The organism is Chloracidobacterium sp., from assembly GCA_025057975.1.
In the GTDB taxonomy this organism is placed as follows: domain Bacteria; phylum Acidobacteriota; class Blastocatellia; order Chloracidobacteriales; family Chloracidobacteriaceae; genus Chloracidobacterium.
Genome location: JANWUV010000023.1, coordinates 1 through 16,963 on the forward strand (window position 1 = coordinate 1; position 16,963 = coordinate 16,963).

A 16,963-nucleotide genomic window follows, 5' to 3' on the forward strand; every position below is an offset into this window, starting at 1 on the left:
GCCATCGCCAGCACAATCGGGCGGTCGGCCATGACTACCCCGTATGACCACCAAACCTCGCCTCCATATCCGACTCACCGAGCGCCTGACTTGGATTCACCGCGAAATCCAAGCCAAACGCTTCCCCAACACCGCCCGCATCGCCGAGCGGTTTGAGATTTCCCGCAAAACCGCTCAGGCAACCATCACCTACATGCGCGACCGCCTCGGGCTGCCGCTGACCTACTGCGCCAAACGGCGCGGGTTCGACTACTCTGCGCCGGTCCATTCCCTCCCGTGGGTGCAGCTCACGGAGGGCAAGACCGTCGCCATTCTGATGGCCGAGCGGCTCGCGCAAGCGTACGGCGGCGCGCTGTCCGCCGACATCACCAACACCCTGAGTAAAGTCGCCGCGGCGCTCACCGATACGGTCTCGATTGACGTGTCGCGTCTGTTGGCGGCGCCGTCGGTCGAGCCGCCGCTGACAAGCCCCGTTGACATCACGCATTTCCACGCGCTGTCGCAGGCCGTCAGCGCGCGGCGGCGCGTCCGGATGACCTACTCACGCAGTCGTCGGGCGCAACCAAGACGCGGACGATTGACCCGCTGCATCTGCACAGCGCCAAGGCCGAGTGGTACGTCATCGCGTTTGACCACCTGCGAGGCGAAGTGCGCGACTTTCACTTGGGTCGGATTCGGGCGCTGGAGTTGCTCAACGAGGCGTTCGAGCCGCCGCCGGGGTTTGATCTGGAGGCGTACTTGGCGGCGGGGTTTGGGATGATCCGGGGCGGCGGGGTGCTGCAGGAAGTCGTGGTGGCGTTTGACGCGCATCAGGCGCGATGGATTCGGCAGCAAAGCAAGGTGCATCCGACGGCGCGGTACGACGACCTGCCCGACGGGGGTTTGCGCGTGACGCTGCAAGTGGGCGCGCTGGAAGGGGTCAAGCTGTGGGTGCTGCAGTACGGCGCGCGCGCCCGCGTCCTTGCGCCGGAAGCATTGCGCGAGATGGTGCGCCGCAAAGCGGCGGATATGCTGACGTATTACCAGACGGTGGAATCCACACACCGCGGTTGAGCACTGGAACGTCTCTGCCAACACTCAGTCAGGTATGGCCTCAGCATGCGCTCTTCTGGGGCAAGGCCGGCAAACCGCAGGAAGTCAAGCACCCTCCCTATCATTCCGCCCTGCTCCACATGCTGGACGTGGGACTTGTCGCGCACGCCCTGCTGGAAGCCGGCTGGCGGCGGCTGTTTTTCGACGAGCCTGACCGTCAGCAAGGTCTGTGGCTGGCCTTGCTCGTCGCCTGCCACGATGTCGGCAAAATCTCGCCGGGCTTCCAGAACAAACGCAGCGATCTGGAAATCGTGCAACAGCAGAAACGCCTTGGTTTCCAGTTCAGCCAAAACGATGACGATGACCACGGAAGGGTCACATTGGCGACGCTTCCCAAACTCCTGACAGAACAAACTCAATCGCGATTGTCTATCGCGCATGCCAACCAACTGGCGCGCGCCGTCGGCGGACACCACGGTGTCTTCCACGTGGACTTCAATCAAGCCCGCGCCGGCCAAGGTCAGTGGACAGACGCCCGTCGGCGTCTTGTGGAAACACTGCGCCAGGCCTTTGGTTTGGATTGGTCGTCCTTTCCCTTTTGCGCGCCGCCCCGTCCGGAATTCCTCATCAAACTCGCTGGATTGACGTGCTTGGCCGATTGGATCGGATCGCAGGAAGATCGCTTTCCCTACTGCGGTGACGCCGACCTCGACCTAGACGATTACGTGACCGACCGCCAACAGCGAGTACACGCCGCTCTTGCAGAGCTGCATCTGACCGACGCCCCTTTGACGGCCGGCGAAAGCGCACTGGAGCAGCTGTTCACCTACCTGCCCGGCTTTACGCCGAATGCCTGTCAAACTGTCGCTTGGGAAGTCGCCCGTCGTTTTGACGAGCCCTGTCTGGTGGTCATTGAGTATCCGATGGGCGGCGGGAAAACGGAGGCGGCGCTGGGGATCACCGACTGTTGGCTGCATAAGCGCCGGCTGCGCGGCTGGTACTACGCGCTCCCCACGCAAGCGACCGGCAATGCGATGTTCGAACGATTGCTGGAGTTCATCCGGCATCATCCGGCTAGAAAGGGGGACGTGGAGTTGCACCTCTTGCACGGCAACGCCGACATCAACGAAAGCTACGAAAAGCTCAGACAGGTGAGCGCCACCGCTGTGTATGACGCTGATGAGCACGGCGGCGTCCGCGCTTCAGGCTGGTTTACGGCGCGCAAGCGCGGGCTTTTGGCCTCGCTGGGTGTCGGGACGATTGACCAGGCGCTGCTGGGCGTCCTTCAGACGCGGCACATGTTTGTGCGGCTGTTTGGACTGGCGGGCAAAGTCGTCATTCTCGACGAAGTGCATGCGTACGACACCTACACCAGCGAAACGCTTTTTCGCCTCGTCAACTGGCTAGGCGCGCTTGGCTCATCCGTGATTGTCTTGTCGGCGACGCTGCCGACCGACAAGCGTCGCGCTCTCCTGAAAGCCTATGCGCCGACGCTTGATGAAAGCGCGCTGCCTGCCGCTCCTTATCCGGGCGTGATGGCCGTTGGACGCAGCAACAAGGTCTGTTCTGAAAGCATCCCGATCGCTGAGACCGACCGCCGGGCGGTTCAGCTGGAACTGCTTGAGGTTGCTTCCGATGCGCGCTGGGAGCAACTTGCCGCCCTCCTCACAGCCAAGCTCATTGATGGCGGGTGCGCCGCCTGCCTGGTCAACACCGTCTCCGACGCGCAAGAGCTTTTTGTTTACCTCAAGCAACGCCTTGGCTGCGCGATGGAAGCTGAATGGATTCTGGTTCACGCCCGATTTCCGCTGGAGCAAAGGCTGGCGATTGAGGCCCGGATCAAAGCGCTGTTCGGCAAAGACGGACGGCGTCCGCACCGCGCCGTCGTGGTCGCCACGCAGGTCATGGAGCAAAGTCTGGACGTGGATTTTGACTTGATGTTCACGGTATTAGCGCCGGTTGATCTGGTTTTGCAGCGCGCCGGGCGACTCCATCGGCATCAGCGCCGCCGCCCGACCGGACTGGACACCGCCACGCTGTATTGTCTGTTGCCGCCTCATCTTGAAAGCCGCCCTGATTTCGGCGAATCGGAATTCATTTTATGAGCCGTTGCTCCTGCACAACACGGCTCTTGCGCTCAAGAGGCATGTCGCGTCCCGCCCAAATCAGCCGCTCCACCTCCCGGACGATATTCCGGTGCTGATGAGCCAAGTTTACGGCCCCGATTTCGTCCCCGCGCCTCCGGCCACCGAGGCGAAGCGCCAAGCGTGGGCGCAAGCGATTCACGCGGAGAACCAATTGATTGGTTTCACGGTGCATGCGGTCGCCCTGCCGCAGCTTGATCCAACACAGCCTGACTCGCGGCTGCTCACCAAGCTTGCTGAACGTCTCGACGAAGAAACTGCGCCGGCGGCTATGACGCGCTTGGCGCGTCCTTCCATCACCGTCGCGCTCCTGCACGAGAGCAACGGGCGGATGTATCTCGACGCCGATGGACGACGACCTGTTGATCTCAGCGCCAAGCCGGACACAGCGACGACGCGCGACATCCTCAAGCGAAGCGTTGTGCTCAGTCATCCCGAATGGGTGAACTACTTCAAAGGCCGGCCAAGTGTTCCTGCTTGGGAAGCCTCACCCCAACTCAAGTTTGTGAAGCCGGCCATCCTGCACGGCAACTCGCTTCAACATGGGCAGTATCGGCTTGCGCTCGATCCGGAGCTAGGTGTTCTTCTGCAACGGCTCTAACGAGAGGCGCGCCCGGCGCTCGCCGCTTTGTCAAGGGAGATTGGAATATGACGAAGGACCAACCACCAGCTGCTCCACTCTCGTTTTCTCTGCTTGATGAGCCTTGGTTGCCGGTGACGACACAGCACGGCGACACGCGCCACGTCAGCCTCAAGGACGTCTTCGCGCATGCACACCACTTACGGGGCATCGAGGACGATAGCCCCCTTGTCGTGGCGGCGCTCCATCGGCTGCTGTTGGCCGTCCTGCATCGCGCCACGCGGCTGCGCTCGGTTGAGGATTGGGACACCGTCTGGCAAGCCGGAAGGTTTGCCGGTCAACAACTTGAAAGCATCCACAGCTACCTTGAGCGATACCGTGATCGCTTTGATTTGTTTTCACGTGAGAAACCTTTCTTCCAAACCGCCGGCTTTGCCGCTGAAAACGGCGAGCCGTCCCCGGCGGCCGACCTCTTTACTGATTAAGCCGTCCATTTTTCGTGCACCCGCCGGAGAGCGGCGACCCAACGTTCGCGCCGGACGAGGTCGCCCGCGCGCTCATCGCCACGCAACTGATGGCGCTGCCCGGCGGCAAGGGGTTTGTCAGCGTTCCATTCGGTCAGCTTCCCTACCGCGCCAAGGGGCCGCTGGCCGGCGCCGCCGTCGTACTGATCCTTGGCGAAAACCTGTTTGAGACGCTTTTGCTCAATACTTGCGCCGACGAGTATCTAGAGGAAATCAAGTCCACTGAGGCGGATTGTCCGATTTGGGAGCGCGACCAACTGCCTCACCCGCCCTTTGGGGAGCGGACCCCGGACGGCTACCTCGACTACCTCACGTGGATGAGCCGCCACATCCGGCTATTGCCCGAGACGGAGAATGGACGACTCCGCGTACGCCGGATGTACTTTGGACAGGCGTACGCTCTTCCGCCCGACTTGCCTCTGCGTGATCCGATGTGCGCCTACGTGCCAAGTCAGGGCGCCAAAAAGACCGCATTCCAACCCCTCGGCCTATCGGCGGAAAAAGCGCTGTGGCGCGACGCCGGCAGCCTGTTTGCTTTCAGTCGAGAAAAGGACAATCAGCGTCCACTGACCTTCCGGCAGGCAGCTGCACTGGCGCAGGATGTATCTCTCCCACAGGAAAAGACGCTCCGCTGCGCCGTCTTTGGGCTTGTCAACGACCAAGCCAAGCCACTGCTCTGGCGGCAGGAAACTTTGCCGCTCCCGCTTGAACTCCTGTCCGACGCAGAGTTGGTCGGGAAGGTGCAACACGCCGTGCAGCACGCCGAGGCCGTCGGCGAGGCGCTGGATACAGCGACGAAAGCGCTGGCGCGACGGCTGCTTGACGGCGGCGATCCGCAGCGGAAGGTGGACGGCAGGCGCGTCGCCGCCCTCGCCAAATCATTAGGTGCGCTGCGCGACTATTGGGCGGCGCTCGACCTCCCCTTTCGCCGCTTTTTGTCTGCGCTCTCCAGTCAGGACGCGGAGACCTTACTCACGGAATGGAAAACAGAGGTCGTCGCCACGGCGCGGCGGGCGTTCGACCGCGCCGCCGACAACTGTCTCAACCGTACGATGCGCGAACTGCGGGCGCGCGTCATGGCTGAACAGAAGCTGGAGCGGGCGCTTGCCCGTCACCAACCCACAACGGCTGAGTCGCCGTCGCCCGCCCAGTCCTCAGTGATGGCTTGAACGACCTGGATTTCATTCATGCTCAGGCGAGGTTTGGCTATGTCTGATCTGTTGATCAATCGGCTCATTGAGCTGGAAAACAACCCATCCCTTGTGTCGGAGCGCAACACGGCGTTTGCGCGGCTGCGGCGCGGGCTGAGCCATCCTGGCCTGCGCTATGACACATTCCATTATGTAGAGCCGTTCGTCCCGGAAGGATGCTCTGAAACGGAACGGCTCTGCCGCTATCTCGTTGCGGGATTGTTCGCCTTTCATCCGCTGCACACCGACCAAGCGTGGTCTCTTGGGAGAAGCTTCACCGAGTTGCGCCACCGGCGGAAAAGCGGCGCCGCCAGCCTTGAGCGCCGTTTTTCCGCTTTGCTTGACGCACACTTGGATGACGCGCCGAACCATTTGCGTCATGCCTTCGCGCTGCTCAAGGCTGAAAGCGTTCCCGTCAACTACCACCGCTTGCTGACCGATCTCACACACTGGTCGCGTGAAGATCGGCGCGTCCAGCTTCGTTGGGCGCGTGATTACTGGCGCGACGCCAATGCGCAGGCACAGCGTCAGGTCGCGGCAACAACGTCAACCGAAACGGAGGCATGACTATGTTCATCGAGCTGCACATTCTGCAAAACTTCGCCCCATCCAACCTCAACCGCGACGACACCGGAGCGCCTAAAGACTGTTACTTCGGCGGAACGCGCCGCGCGCGAATTTCGAGCCAGTGCCTCAAGCGTAGCATTCGCCGGCATGACGCCTTCAAACAGAGCGTGATGAAACATCATGGGGATCTCGGCGTCCGCACACAGCGCCTGCTGGAGCAATTGGTCACGGGCTTCAGGCAGAGGGATATGCCGGGGTCGGAAGATGACGCCAAACGTGTCGGCAAAAATCTCCTCAATGCCGTCCGGCTCAAAGTCGAGGATGACGACCGAACCCAGTACCTGCTTTACCTTGGACAAAAAGAAATTGACGCGCTCATCGAGATTGGTTGCCGACACTGGGCAAGGCTCGTCGCCATCACGCCGCCTGCGCCGTCCGACGACAACCAGACCTCGTCCGGCGGTCAGAAAGACAAACGACGCCAAAAGACCGCCGCTCAGGACGCCATCCCAAAGGACATCCAAAAAGAGGTCGCTGAGGTTTTCAGCTCGACCGACGCCGCCGACATTGCCTTGTTCGGGCGCATGGTCGCCGACCAGAAAAACATGGGGGTCAACGCCGCTTGCCAGGTCGCGCATGCCATCTCCACCCATGAGATCGCCATGGAAATGGACTATTACACGGCGGTGGACGACCTGCGTCCCGACGAGACGCCCGGAGCGGACATGATCGGGCAGGTGGAGTTCAACAGCGCGTGCTATTATCGCTACGCCAACCTCAACTTTGATCTCCTCACGGCGAACCTTGGCGGTGACAGGCAACTCGCCAAGGGCGCGACGCTGGGCTTCATCGAGGCGGCGGTGCTGGCGACGCCGACCGGCAAGCAAAACAGCCTGGCGGCGCGCAACCTGCCGTCGTACGTGCGGGTGCTGGTTCGCGGCGGTGGTGAGCCGTTGTCGCTGGCGAATGCCTTCCTGAAGCCCGCGCGACCCACGGCCGACGAAGACATTGTCCAAAGCTCCATCAAAAAACTGGAAGAGCATCTGGCGCAGCTCACGCGCGTCTATGACGCCCACATCGTCGGCGACTGGGTCGTTTCGCTAGAGAACCCTGATACCCCTTCGCTGAAAGACCTCCTCGCCGAAGTTGAAAACATGTTGGCGACGCTGACCGCCGGAGGAAACCTGTCATGACGATGACGCTGTTGCTGCGCTGCGTCGCGCCGATGCAGTCATGGGGGACGCGCAGCCGGTTTGACGAGCGCGACACGGAGCATGAGCCGTCCAAAAGCGGCGTGATTGGGCTGCTCTGCGCCGCGTTGGGACGCGACCGCAACACTCCGTTGGATGATCTGGCGCAGCTTCGCATGGGCGTTCGGGTGGATCGGGAAGGTCGGGTCGCCGCCGACTACCATACGGTGCAGGAGATCCGGCCCGGGCAAGTCGAGTTTGACACGCTGGTGTCGAAGCGCGCCTATTTGGCCGACGCCGCTTTTCTGGTTGGTCTGGAAGGCTCTGACGCGGCTTTGCTGCGTCAACTGCACGAGGCGCTGCGTCGCCCGGTCTGGCCGCTTTTCCTTGGACGCAAGGCGTTTGTGCCGGCGGAACCCATCCGGTTGCTGGATGGTCTGCAAGCAATCCCCCTCGAAGAAGCCCTCCGTACCTACCCCTCGATTGACCCATGGCCGCCCCGCCGGTCGGACGCGCAGCGGCAAGTTCGCTTTGTCGTTGAGTGCCGCGCGGGCGAACCCAGCGCCGACACGCGACGCGACACGCCGGTGTCGTTCGCGCTAGGCGCGCGTCGCTTTGCTGCGCGGCGGGTCAAGACTTTCTTTGCCCCTCTTCCGCCAAGACAGGAGGAAACGCATGGTGATGCGCCTGTTTCTGAGTCGGCTGCAGTTTGACCTCCGTCGGCGTCACGCGCAGCGGCTGCTGCTGAATTCTTACGCGGCGCACGCTACCGTGATGCGCGGTTTTCCCAACATTCCAATGATGCAACCCCACATGACGCCGGAACAGCGGGCGGCGGCCGAGCAAGCCCGGCGCGCGGCCCGCATCCTCTTTCGCGTTGAGCCGTTGCCCGCCGGCCGGATTGACCTCTGCATTCTTGTGCAAAGCGGCATCGCGCCGGATCGGTCGGCGCTGGTGCGTGAGGTTGATGTGCGCCACAGCACCAAAGAACTGGTGCTTGACTTCGCGCAGGGCGACCGCTTTCGCTTCCGCTTGCGCGCCAATCCAACCTACGCCCAACGCCCCGAAGAAGCGGCGGCGGCGTGCACGAAGCGCGCGGAGGATGGGGGACAGCAACGCGGCAAGCGTCTAGCCGTTCTGAGCGAAGCGCGCCAATTCGATTGGCTGAAGCGTCTCGGAGAAAAGCGGCTTGGGTTTACCGTCGCGCCGGCCGGCGTGCTTGTTCAGGATGAAGGCTGGACGCAGTTCCGGAAGTCAGCCGCTTCAGCTCCCATCCGCTTTGTGACGGTGCTGTTTGAAGGATGGCTCACCGTCACCGACGCTGCGGCTTTCTCCGCAGCGGTCAGCCAAGGGGTTGGCGCGGCCAAGGGCTTTGGCTGCGGGTTGCTTTCACTGGCGCCGCTTGTCAGTCCCCCGCGCACGCGGGGATGAGGTCGCCGAACGGCGCGGGCGCTTTTACACGCGCCCCAGTCCCCCGCGCACGCGGGGATGAGAGGCACGGATGCTCGAACCACTCAAGCCTATTCAGCTCAAGGAAAGACTTTCGCTCCTCTTTGTGGAGCGGGGCGAAATTGACGTCCTCGATGGTGCATTCGTCGTCGTGGATAAAAACGGCGTCCGCTCGCACATCCCGATCGGCGGCGTCGCTTGCCTGATGCTTGAACCCGGCACGCGCCTGTCGCACCGCGCCGCTCAACTGGCCGCTACGGTCGGTACGCTCATCATTTGGTGCGGTGAGGCGGGCGTCCGGTTTTACTCGGCCGGACAGCCCGGCGGCGCGCGCGCCGACAAGCTGCTTTATCAGGCCAAGCTGGCGCTCGACGAGACGGCGCGGCTCAAGGTTGTCAGAAAGATGTACGCGCTGCGCTTCAAGGAAGAGCCGCCCGCCAAGCGCAGCGTTGAGCAACTGCGCGGCATTGAAGGCGTCCGGGTGCGCAAAATGTACGAATTGCTCGCCAAGCAGTACGGCGTGGTTTGGACGCGGCGGAACGACGACCACACCGAGTGGGGATCCGGCGACTTGCCCAACCGGTGCCTTAGCGCGGCGAACGCCTGTCTCTACGGCGTGACTGAAGCCGCCGTGCTGGCGGCCGGATATGCGCCGGCTATCGGCTTTATTCACACCGGCAAGCCGCTGTCTTTCGTCTATGACATCGCCGACTTGGTCAAGTTTGAAACCGTCGCGCCGGTCGCCTTCAAGGTCGCCGGACAAAGTCGGCCCTCATCCAACGTCGAGCGCGAAGTTCGTCTGGCCTGCCGCGATGTTTTTCGGCGGACAAGATTGCTTGAACGCCTCATTCCTTTGATTGAGGAAACGCTCGCGGCCGGCGAGTTGACCCCACCGCCGCCGGATGCGGTTGGTCCGGCGATTCCCAACCCGGAGCGCCTTGGCGATGATGGTCATCGTGGTTGAAAATGCGCCGCCGCGCCTGCGCGGTCGCCTTGCCATCTGGCTGCTGGAGGCGCGAGCCGGTGTCTATGTCGGCGTCTATTCACAGCGCGTGCGCGAGTACATTTGGGATAATGTCGAGCGTGGGCTTGAAGACGGCAATGCGGTGATGATGTGGTCAGCCCCGACGGAGTCCGGCTTTGAGGTTCGCACCCTTGGCAAGAACCGGCGCATCCCGATTGACTTTGACGGTGTCCAGCTTGTGCAGTTTCTGCCTGAGGAAACCCCACCGACCGAGACGCGGATCGAGGCGGCTCCAAGCCATGACGCTGTGCGCTTTTGACAACTCGGCAGATCACGATTTCCTTGTGGAAATACAGCGTCCGGCGGGCATCATTGTTGGTAGCCTGTTGGCGCTGGCGCAACCGTTGCGGATGCAGTAGGTTGTGAGAAGCGCGTTCCCCGCGCACGCGGGGATGAACCTCCCGCTGGACGCCGACCGCCGTGAGCGGTCCGGGCAGGGTGAGTTGCGGGAAGGTCGGGTCGAGCCGCCCGTCGGAGAGCAGGCGCAGCAGCCGGCGCCGCCGCAGGCCCGTCGCCGGGTCGCGCCAGTCAAAGTCGCCCGCGACGAGCCACCGTCTCTGCGGGTCGCGGACGACTTGACGAAGCGTCACGCCGGGATCGGGGATGGGCTAGCCCGTCTTTTGCATCAGGAAGGCGACGGTCGCCGGGTCGCCCGGCCTCAGCGGGAGCGCCGCGCGCCCGCCGAGTCCCGCGCCTAAAAAGGTCGGCGCGGTCGCCGCGAGCGGCGTGAAGTAAGCTGCACATAAGAAAGCCAATGGCGTCACGGGTTCATCCACGCCTCCCGGTTCGTTGTCGCCCGGTTGGGCCGTAACGCTCGATGAGGAGCCGGCGCAGCTCCTCCGCCATCTTCACGCCGCGTTGCGCGCAGTCGGCCTTGATCGCACGATGCAGCCAGGTCGGTAGGTCGAGCGTCAGCCGGCTCATGGAAGCTGTACTGTCGTTCGTCGGCGCGTCAAACTCGCCCTGAATCCACGCCTCCGCGCTCGCGGTGGTCGGCTTCGGGGGCAACTCCACGTGTTTCGTTTTTTTCGCTCGCATACAGCATCGCCTCCACTTCCGCCGTCAGCGCGGCGATTTCCTGCGCCGCCGCGCCTCTGGGGTCAATTTCCTGCGCCACACGTCCGGCGGCGGCGGCCTCGGCAAAGATCACCCGTTGGCTCACCACCGTCGTCAACGCCGGCAACCCACAGCCGGCCGCCGCCTGCTGCGCCGCTCGTCCGATCACCGTGCCTATGATCCGCCGGTTGACGACCAGCGCCGCCCGGAGCGGTTGGTACGTAGTCGCCTCTTCGACGAGCCGCACCGTCGCCGTCACCGCCCACAGGTCGTAGGGCGACGGCTGCACCGGAATCAGCGCCGCGTCCGCCGCCAGCAACGCCGAGCGCGTCACCGCCGCCGCGCCCGGCGGCGCGTCAATCACAATCCAGTCATAGTCCCGCCGGAACTGCGCCGCCTCGCGGTGCAGGGTCGGGCGCGGCACGCCCACCACGCCAAACAGCGGCGCCCGCCTGCGCTCCGCCCGCGCCGCCGCCCAGTCCAACGCGCTCCCCTGCGGGTCGGCGTCAATGAGCAACACCCGCGCGCCCGCCAGCGCCCACGCGCCCGCCAGATGCACCGCCAGCGTCGTTTTGCCGACGCCGCCCTTGTGATTGACCAACCCGACGACGCCCATCGCCTCGCTCCGGTTTTCTGCAAAAACTGAAAAACGCAGCATAGCGCGCCGTCCCGTCCGTGTCAACAGACGCGCCGTCCCCGCGACAAGCGTTTTACAAATACAGAAAACTATAAAACAGTAAATGTAAAAAGCGCGCCCCAGCGCCGCTGCGCGCGGATGGAGGCGCAACCGGTTTGAGTTGTGCGTGGCGAGTGTTTCGTGTTCCATGGCGGGTCGTCTGAAAACCGAACACTGAACACTCTAAAAGGCCATGCCAATGACGCCCCCACCCGCCATCGAAGCCATCCCGCTCGTGACCGACGCGGACGGCGTTATCCGCATTGGCCACACACGGGCGACGCTCGACACGGTGGTGTCCGCTTTTCTGGACGAGGCCACGGCGGAAACGATCACGGCGCAGTCCCCATCCCTTCCGTTGGCCGACGTGTACGCCGTCATTGCCTACTATCTGAGACGCCGCCCGGACGTGGACGCTTATCTGAAGCGTCGTGGCGAACAGGCGGAAGCGGCGCGGCAGGCCAACGAAGCCCGTCGGGCGCCGACCGGCGTTCGAGTGCGTTTGTTGGCGCGGCGCTCCGGCGTGACGCCGTAAGCATGGTGCGTCTGGCCGCCGATGAAAATTTCAACAACGACATTGTGCGTGGCTTGATCCGCCGCAAACCTGACTTGGATCTTGTGCGTGGTTCAAGACGTTGGCTTGACGGGGGCGGACGACCCGACGCTCTTGGCATGGGCGACTCGGGAACAGCGCGTGTTGCTGACGCATGATGTGACGACGATCACGCGCTACGCTGACGCGCGTGTGCGCGCCGACCAGTCAATGCCCGGCGTTTTTGAAGTCGGTCGCCAAGTACCCGTGAGGGTTGTCATCGAGGACATTCTCCTCATCGCTGAATGCAGCCTGGAAGGGGAATGGGAAGAGCAGGTGCGTTGCCTGCCTCTACAATAGGTTGCCTGCACAGGTTCGTCGCCGAGGAACGCAGAGGAGACTAATTTAAACTACTTCCCGATAGAGACTATGCGGTGACTTCTCTCCACGCACTCATCAAATACTCATACCCGGTCAGCAAACGCAGGGCTTCCTCACCAAAGCGCTTCAACCCTTTGGTCACCAACGCCCGCGCTTCCGCCGGCGTCCCCGGCGCATGGTCCGACCGCCAATCCTTCAACGCCTTCCAAAACCAACGCCTTCCAAAACCTTTTCATCGGATTCAGCTCCGGCGCCTACGGCGGCAAAAAGATAAACCTGATGTGCTCCGCCGGCTTGATCTTCCCGTCGTATGCGCCGAAGCGTGATCCAATGACACCACGTGCCGGCTCTCACGATCCGCCGGCTGAACTCCGCCAGGGAAAGCTCCATCAAACGCCCTTCCAGATTCGGCAGCGCCGGCATTAAGCTATCTCCCGTCAACGGCTCTATCATTCCGTGTCAATACTCGTATGCTCTTTTGATCTCGGAACTGCCCCGCGCGTGCGGCCCCTTCGCCGTGATGCTTTTCCGATGAATCGGCGTCAAGCCCAGCCGAGTCTCATCTTCAACCCACCACCTGAGCTTTGGTCAATCTCACGATACTTCCCGACTAGAGCAGTTGCCGCATCACTGTAGCGAGTTTCCTCATCTAACTTTAACAAGTAAGCAAGTTTTTCGCTGCATCTTCTTGAAACTTGCTCTAAAATCACTTTTAGGTAATGTTACGTAGCGGCTGACTCTCATTTCCAGACACGCGCCCAGATGGTCGTCGTAGCTTTATTGATGGTGATCTTCCGTCAGCCGCCAAGCAACACCACCTCTCTTTGATATCCGCAAGCGCTGCTCCAGTCATCTTGCTCTTGGCTCCCGGCGGAAGATACATATCCGGGGGCTTTTGCAGACCGCCGCGCTCATACAGCGCCGGCCGCTTGGAAATAGAGTTACGATTTTTCCCCAACAGGTCGGCCACTTTGCCGCGTGACCCGGCTTGTCCGCTGACCATCAAGTACAAGGCTTGCAGGCGACTTTGCTTTTGACGGTTCTTCGCTTGTCGAAGGAGACTTTGCAACTCCGCTTCGGTTTCTCTTGGGGGACAGGGCTTTGTTTGCACGCTCCTTAGCAGGAAATGGTATTAGAGTTCTCGACCTCAACTATGAATCCTCACACGAGGCCGCCGATCTGGTGCTTTCCAAGCTCATGGCGCTGGCGGCGTTGCCTCGTGTTTACGAGAAACTTCTCAGCATCCTCCGCTCCGGTCTGGAGCCTTTTGTCAGTCTTCGGGAACACATGCTTTACATTCTGGCGCCCTACGCCGGCGTGATTCCCGAGATCGGAGGCGGATTAAAAAGTTTACTGTTGGAGGGACGCGAAACCGCTCCCAGCCTACGCATCTTTTTACTGAAGACGCTGACGACCGCGCTAGATACGGACGAGGCGGCACAGGTCCTACAACGCTTTTGTGATCCAACCTTTGAACGAAACGCGACGGTTCAGCGCGAGGCCTATCGTGCGTTGTCGGACCTGTACGCCTTGGAGAACGGATCGGAAAACGAGTTCTTTGTAACCCGGCTGACGACGCAGGCGGAGCCGGACGCGATGTGCCAGATTTTTCTCATTTCCGTCATTGAAGGGTTGTCGCAAAGCCGCCCGGAAGCGATGCAAGCGTTCCGCCATGTTCTCTCCCATTCGGCGCTTTACGAAGACGACGTGGTGCAACACGCCTTTTTTAGCCTGTTGACGCTGGCCGCCGGGACCGGCCCGACCGCCGATTCAGCCCTCGCGCTCGTACGGGAAACGCTTCTGGACGAGGACCTGCGTTCTCACCTGTACCAAAGCCGCGCCATTCAGTACGCCGAACTGCATATCGCTCGCCTTGAGCCGCTCCGCGAAGTGCTTAGTGAAGTTTCGCAATCCGACGCCTCTCGGCTCGGCGATTTCTTTCGGTCGCTGATTGAGGTGCGAACCTAAGCCCTCATCCTTCAGTTTTCAATCAGGTTCGGCTTTTGATCATGGCGTCGGCGTCTCCGGCGGCCGGCGGCGCTTGGTTGGAATCATTCTCGCCACAGAGCGTCCTAGGCCGTCGCGTCGCCTTGGAAGGTCGCCTGCTCATAGACATGCTTCCAGGGAACGGAGTAAACGCCGCAGACTTCGCGGTATCGCCGAGTATGAAAGGCGACGCCGGCCCGTTTGCACCAAAGGCAGGCGGTCAGGAAGTCATCCGGGATGTACACGGCGTCGCGGATGCGCCGTACCGGCGCCCGCCCGGTAATGCTTCGCAGACCTTCGTATTTCAGGAGAACCCCGTGGAGTCGGGCGACCGAGGTCGGACTATACAGCGCCTGGCGGTAGGTCGGCGGGGTGATTCTTTCAAGGAGTTCCGTCAGTCGGCGACGCTCTGGTCGTTTCCATGAGGCGCGACAAATCCGCTCGACGTCCTCACGTAGAAATCCAACGTGGGGCGACGGAGACCGGTCAATGGCGGGGAAGTCGCTTTTCATAGCGGCGTGCGACGGGAAGCGCCCGCGACGGTCTGCGCTGTAAACCAGGCGGCGGCCTCCGTCCGACTTTGGGTTTTCGGACCGGTCGGCCCAATGGATATAATCCTCGGAATCCTCGACCACGAGCAGTAAATCGGCCGCAAAACCGGCGACACGCTCCGCCAGACGTTCCACCAACCGGTTGGCGTCGGCGGCGGCCAGTTGTCTTAAGGTTCGCGCCAACGACTCCACGGCGGAGCGAAAAAGTCCAAAAACAGGAAGGTCGGTCGGCGTGGCGCTCCTCTTTGAACCTTTTGAGACGGGCGCGATGGTGGACAAGGTTCCGTGGCGAAGTCGCCGCAAGTCGTCCGGTGTCAGGGAGAGTCGCCCGTCTTGCGTCGCCGCTTGGTGGCGTGTTTCGTTTTGAATCAGGTGTTGAAACGCCGTCGCCAAGCGCTTAACGTTTGTCAAGTTATCGTGCACCTTGCGCCCCAGTTCGTCTTGAAACGTGACGGTGTTGGCAATCTCCCGCAGAAGTTCGTAAAAAGTTTGTACACTCGCCCGAACAGTGAACTGAGAACGCGCCGCTGCCTCGACCTCGTGGGCTTCGTCAAACACAACGCACCGGTGGTCCGGTAGGAAAGGTCCGTAAGCGTTATGGCGTAGTGCCAGATCGGCAAAGTAGAGGTGGTGGTTGACAATGACGAGGTCGGCGTGCCACGCCCGGCGACGGAGGCGGGTCACGAAACAGTCTTCATATTGAGGACAGGTGCGACCGAGACAGGCGTCACTCCGCGCATCAACCAAACGCCAGAGCGGGTCGTATGCCGGGGCGTCAGGCAGTTCCGCCCGGTCGCCGGTTCGGGTTTCCGTCGCCCATGTGTGGAGCGCTTGCAGGTGCGCTCGGTGCGCCTTGTTCACCTTATGCGGTTGGCGGCTTACGGCGTCAAGGCGGTGAAGACACAGGTAGTTTCCGCGTCCCTTGAGGACCACCGCTTTGATGTTTCGTTCCATCGCGCGTTCGAGGAGCGGGAGGTCTCTTAAGAGAATTTGTTCTTGGAGTTGTTTGGTGGCGGTTGAGATGACGACCGGTTCGTGGTGTAAAACGGCAGCGCACAGGTAGGCGAGGGTTTTACCGGCACCGGTGCCGGCTTCGACGAGAAGCGTCCCCCCCTGCCGCAACGTCTCCGCGACCGCCAAAGCCATGGTCAGCTGTCCCGCTCGGCATTCAAAGTTCCGGTTGAGACGGCTGAGCCGTCCGCCCGGTCCCAGAATATCCGTCACGGTCAGTTCGGTTGTTCCGTCGCCTCTCAGCGTAGGTTGTGCGCCGCTCACCCGGTTGTTCCTTGGAGGTGGTTGCCTCGGATGTCGTTGGGCGACACCGACTTGGTAGGGGGGGGGCGGCCGTCGGTTGTTTTTTTTGGGGGGTCGCCTCCTGGTTCTTAATCACCCGATAATATAGAGGACCAAGGCTTTTCAGCCAATACTTCTTGCCGGTCAGAGAGGGTTTTGGGCATTGCCCTTGCGCTTGACGATCCGGCGCTCCTTGGAGTATACCCTGTGGTTGGGACGACCAAGACGGGCAAGGGCGATTGGCAAGGACAATGTTGCTGTTACCGCCTATTTCTTGCAATATCGAAATTATCTCCTCTCAGAAGCCCTGCTCGATCCGTAAAAAGTCGGTTTTTACGGAAGAAGATTCTTAAAAAGCCGATTTTTCGGGAATCTAAAAATAGCAAAGCCGCAATACTATGAAGAAGGCGTAATATGAAATGCAGATATATTGCCAAGATCAAGCCAATTGCCACTCGCAATGATAAAATTGCAATTGCCGAGCATGGGGTCTTTTAGGGTGGGGGTTGGGAATGGCCCCATTTTTCTTGGGGGGCGGGGCGCATCAGGTCGCTGGTAAAGGGGAGTTTTTAGGTCGGCGATGGGCGGCGTTCGTGGGATCCACGAGCGCCGCTCTTGTTTTGGACAAAGTTGTTTGTTGAGGTCTCGAGGAGGAGTCCCCTGCGGTGGTGGTGATGGGGGTTAGCGGTCGGCGGACGTGTTTGATGCCATTGGCATAAAAGAGCTCCTGCCCGCGCCGGATCAGGCTGATGGCTGAGAGACGGTCTTGATTGAGCCGGCTTCACCAT

General features: G+C 61.6%; 17 protein-coding genes and 2 pseudogenes. 15 read left to right on the top strand and 4 right to left on the bottom strand.

The window, feature by feature from the left end:
- Positions 1–591: 591 nt before the first annotated feature.
- The 12 genes from NZ585_14590 to NZ585_14645 all read left to right on the top strand — a co-directional run bounded on the left by NZ585_14590 (position 592) and on the right by NZ585_14645 (position 10,398).
- A complete protein-coding gene (locus tag NZ585_14590) occupies positions 592–1,053 on the top strand; it encodes a WYL domain-containing protein (protein ID MCS7081262.1) in 462 nt (153 codons plus the stop codon).
- Positions 1,050–3,137, top strand: coding sequence for a CRISPR-associated helicase Cas3' (gene cas3 / locus NZ585_14595; GenBank protein ID MCS7081263.1), 2,088 nt, complete (start codon positions 1,050–1,052; stop codon positions 3,135–3,137). Before NZ585_14590 ends, cas3 begins: the two co-directional genes overlap by 4 nt.
- 97 nt (positions 3,138–3,234) lie before the next feature.
- Positions 3,235–3,777, top strand: a complete 543-nt coding sequence (locus tag NZ585_14600; protein MCS7081264.1) for a hypothetical protein — start codon at positions 3,235–3,237, stop codon at positions 3,775–3,777.
- Between the two features lie 47 nt (positions 3,778–3,824).
- Positions 3,825–4,241, top strand: a complete 417-nt coding sequence (gene casA, locus NZ585_14605) for a type I-E CRISPR-associated protein Cse1/CasA (GenBank protein MCS7081265.1) — start codon at positions 3,825–3,827, stop codon at positions 4,239–4,241.
- 14 nt (positions 4,242–4,255) lie between these two features.
- The gene (gene casA, locus NZ585_14610; protein ID MCS7081266.1) at positions 4,256–5,449 is read left to right on the top strand and encodes a type I-E CRISPR-associated protein Cse1/CasA; all 1,194 of its coding nucleotides are present in this window, start codon (positions 4,256–4,258) and stop codon (positions 5,447–5,449) included.
- A 39-nt stretch (positions 5,450–5,488) separates the two neighbouring features.
- Positions 5,489–6,037, top strand: coding sequence for a type I-E CRISPR-associated protein Cse2/CasB (gene casB / locus NZ585_14615; GenBank protein MCS7081267.1), 549 nt, complete (start codon positions 5,489–5,491; stop codon positions 6,035–6,037).
- Positions 6,034–7,230, top strand: coding sequence for a type I-E CRISPR-associated protein Cas7/Cse4/CasC (gene cas7e, locus NZ585_14620; GenBank protein MCS7081268.1), 1,197 nt, complete (start codon positions 6,034–6,036; stop codon positions 7,228–7,230). The genes casB and cas7e overlap by 4 nt, the downstream gene beginning before the upstream one ends.
- Positions 7,227–7,940, top strand: a complete 714-nt coding sequence (cas5e, locus tag NZ585_14625; protein ID MCS7081269.1) for a type I-E CRISPR-associated protein Cas5/CasD — start codon at positions 7,227–7,229, stop codon at positions 7,938–7,940. The genes cas7e and cas5e overlap by 4 nt, the downstream gene beginning before the upstream one ends.
- A complete protein-coding gene (gene cas6e / locus NZ585_14630) occupies positions 7,903–8,658 on the top strand; it encodes a type I-E CRISPR-associated protein Cas6/Cse3/CasE (GenBank protein ID MCS7081270.1) in 756 nt (251 codons plus the stop codon). The genes cas5e and cas6e overlap by 38 nt, the downstream gene beginning before the upstream one ends.
- A gap of 70 nt (positions 8,659–8,728) precedes the next feature.
- Positions 8,729–9,640, top strand: coding sequence for a type I-E CRISPR-associated endonuclease Cas1e (cas1e, locus tag NZ585_14635; protein ID MCS7081271.1), 912 nt, complete (start codon positions 8,729–8,731; stop codon positions 9,638–9,640).
- Complete coding sequence (cas2e, locus tag NZ585_14640; protein MCS7081272.1) at positions 9,621–9,959, top strand: type I-E CRISPR-associated endoribonuclease Cas2e; 339 nt, start codon at positions 9,621–9,623, stop codon at positions 9,957–9,959. Before cas1e ends, cas2e begins: the two co-directional genes overlap by 20 nt.
- A gap of 133 nt (positions 9,960–10,092) precedes the next feature.
- A complete protein-coding gene (locus NZ585_14645) occupies positions 10,093–10,398 on the top strand; it encodes a hypothetical protein (GenBank protein ID MCS7081273.1) in 306 nt (101 codons plus the stop codon).
- Positions 10,399–10,468: 70 nt separating this feature from the next.
- On the opposite strand, the gene NZ585_14650 is transcribed toward NZ585_14645, so the two are convergent.
- Together NZ585_14650 and NZ585_14655 are read right to left on the bottom strand one after the other, a co-directional pair.
- On the bottom strand, positions 10,469–10,738 hold the full coding sequence (locus NZ585_14650; GenBank protein ID MCS7081274.1) for a hypothetical protein: 270 nt from the start codon (positions 10,736–10,738) through the stop codon (positions 10,469–10,471).
- A gap of 25 nt (positions 10,739–10,763) precedes the next feature.
- Positions 10,764–11,372: pseudogene (locus NZ585_14655) on the bottom strand (AAA family ATPase).
- A 259-nt stretch (positions 11,373–11,631) separates the two neighbouring features.
- Between NZ585_14655 and NZ585_14660 the strand changes: the two are divergent.
- The gene (locus tag NZ585_14660; GenBank protein ID MCS7081275.1) at positions 11,632–11,967 is read left to right on the top strand and encodes a DUF433 domain-containing protein; all 336 of its coding nucleotides are present in this window, start codon (positions 11,632–11,634) and stop codon (positions 11,965–11,967) included.
- A gap of 2 nt (positions 11,968–11,969) precedes the next feature.
- A pseudogene (locus NZ585_14665) lies at positions 11,970–12,324 on the top strand (DUF5615 family PIN-like protein).
- A 67-nt stretch (positions 12,325–12,391) separates the two neighbouring features.
- Here NZ585_14665 and NZ585_14670 read toward each other — a convergent pair.
- Complete coding sequence (locus NZ585_14670; GenBank protein ID MCS7081276.1) at positions 12,392–12,544, bottom strand: hypothetical protein; 153 nt, start codon at positions 12,542–12,544, stop codon at positions 12,392–12,394.
- A 983-nt stretch (positions 12,545–13,527) separates the two neighbouring features.
- On the opposite strand from NZ585_14670, the gene NZ585_14675 reads away from it, so the two are divergent.
- Positions 13,528–14,313, top strand: coding sequence for a hypothetical protein (locus NZ585_14675; protein ID MCS7081277.1), 786 nt, complete (start codon positions 13,528–13,530; stop codon positions 14,311–14,313).
- Positions 14,314–14,417: 104 nt separating this feature from the next.
- On the opposite strand, the gene NZ585_14680 is transcribed toward NZ585_14675, so the two are convergent.
- Complete coding sequence (locus NZ585_14680) at positions 14,418–16,157, bottom strand: hypothetical protein (protein MCS7081278.1); 1,740 nt, start codon at positions 16,155–16,157, stop codon at positions 14,418–14,420.
- Positions 16,158–16,963 lie beyond the last annotated feature (806 nt).

Coding starts and splice junctions, on each gene's coding strand:
- cas1e (MCS7081271.1), top strand. CDS start 8,729: ATGCTCGAACCACTCAAGCCTATTCAGCTCAAGGAAAGACTTTCGCTC.
- NZ585_14600 (MCS7081264.1), top strand. CDS start 3,235: ATGAGCCAAGTTTACGGCCCCGATTTCGTCCCCGCGCCTCCGGCCACC.
- cas6e (MCS7081270.1), top strand. CDS start 7,903: ATGGTGATGCGCCTGTTTCTGAGTCGGCTGCAGTTTGACCTCCGTCGG.
- NZ585_14660 (MCS7081275.1), top strand. CDS start 11,632: ATGACGCCCCCACCCGCCATCGAAGCCATCCCGCTCGTGACCGACGCG.
- cas5e (MCS7081269.1), top strand. CDS start 7,227: ATGACGATGACGCTGTTGCTGCGCTGCGTCGCGCCGATGCAGTCATGG.
- casB (MCS7081267.1), top strand. CDS start 5,489: ATGTCTGATCTGTTGATCAATCGGCTCATTGAGCTGGAAAACAACCCA.
- NZ585_14650 (MCS7081274.1), bottom strand. CDS start 10,738: ATGCGAGCGAAAAAAACGAAACACGTGGAGTTGCCCCCGAAGCCGACC.
- NZ585_14645 (MCS7081273.1), top strand. CDS start 10,093: ATGAACCTCCCGCTGGACGCCGACCGCCGTGAGCGGTCCGGGCAGGGT.
- cas2e (MCS7081272.1), top strand. CDS start 9,621: ATGATGGTCATCGTGGTTGAAAATGCGCCGCCGCGCCTGCGCGGTCGC.
- cas7e (MCS7081268.1), top strand. CDS start 6,034: ATGACTATGTTCATCGAGCTGCACATTCTGCAAAACTTCGCCCCATCC.
- casA (MCS7081265.1), top strand. CDS start 3,825: ATGACGAAGGACCAACCACCAGCTGCTCCACTCTCGTTTTCTCTGCTT.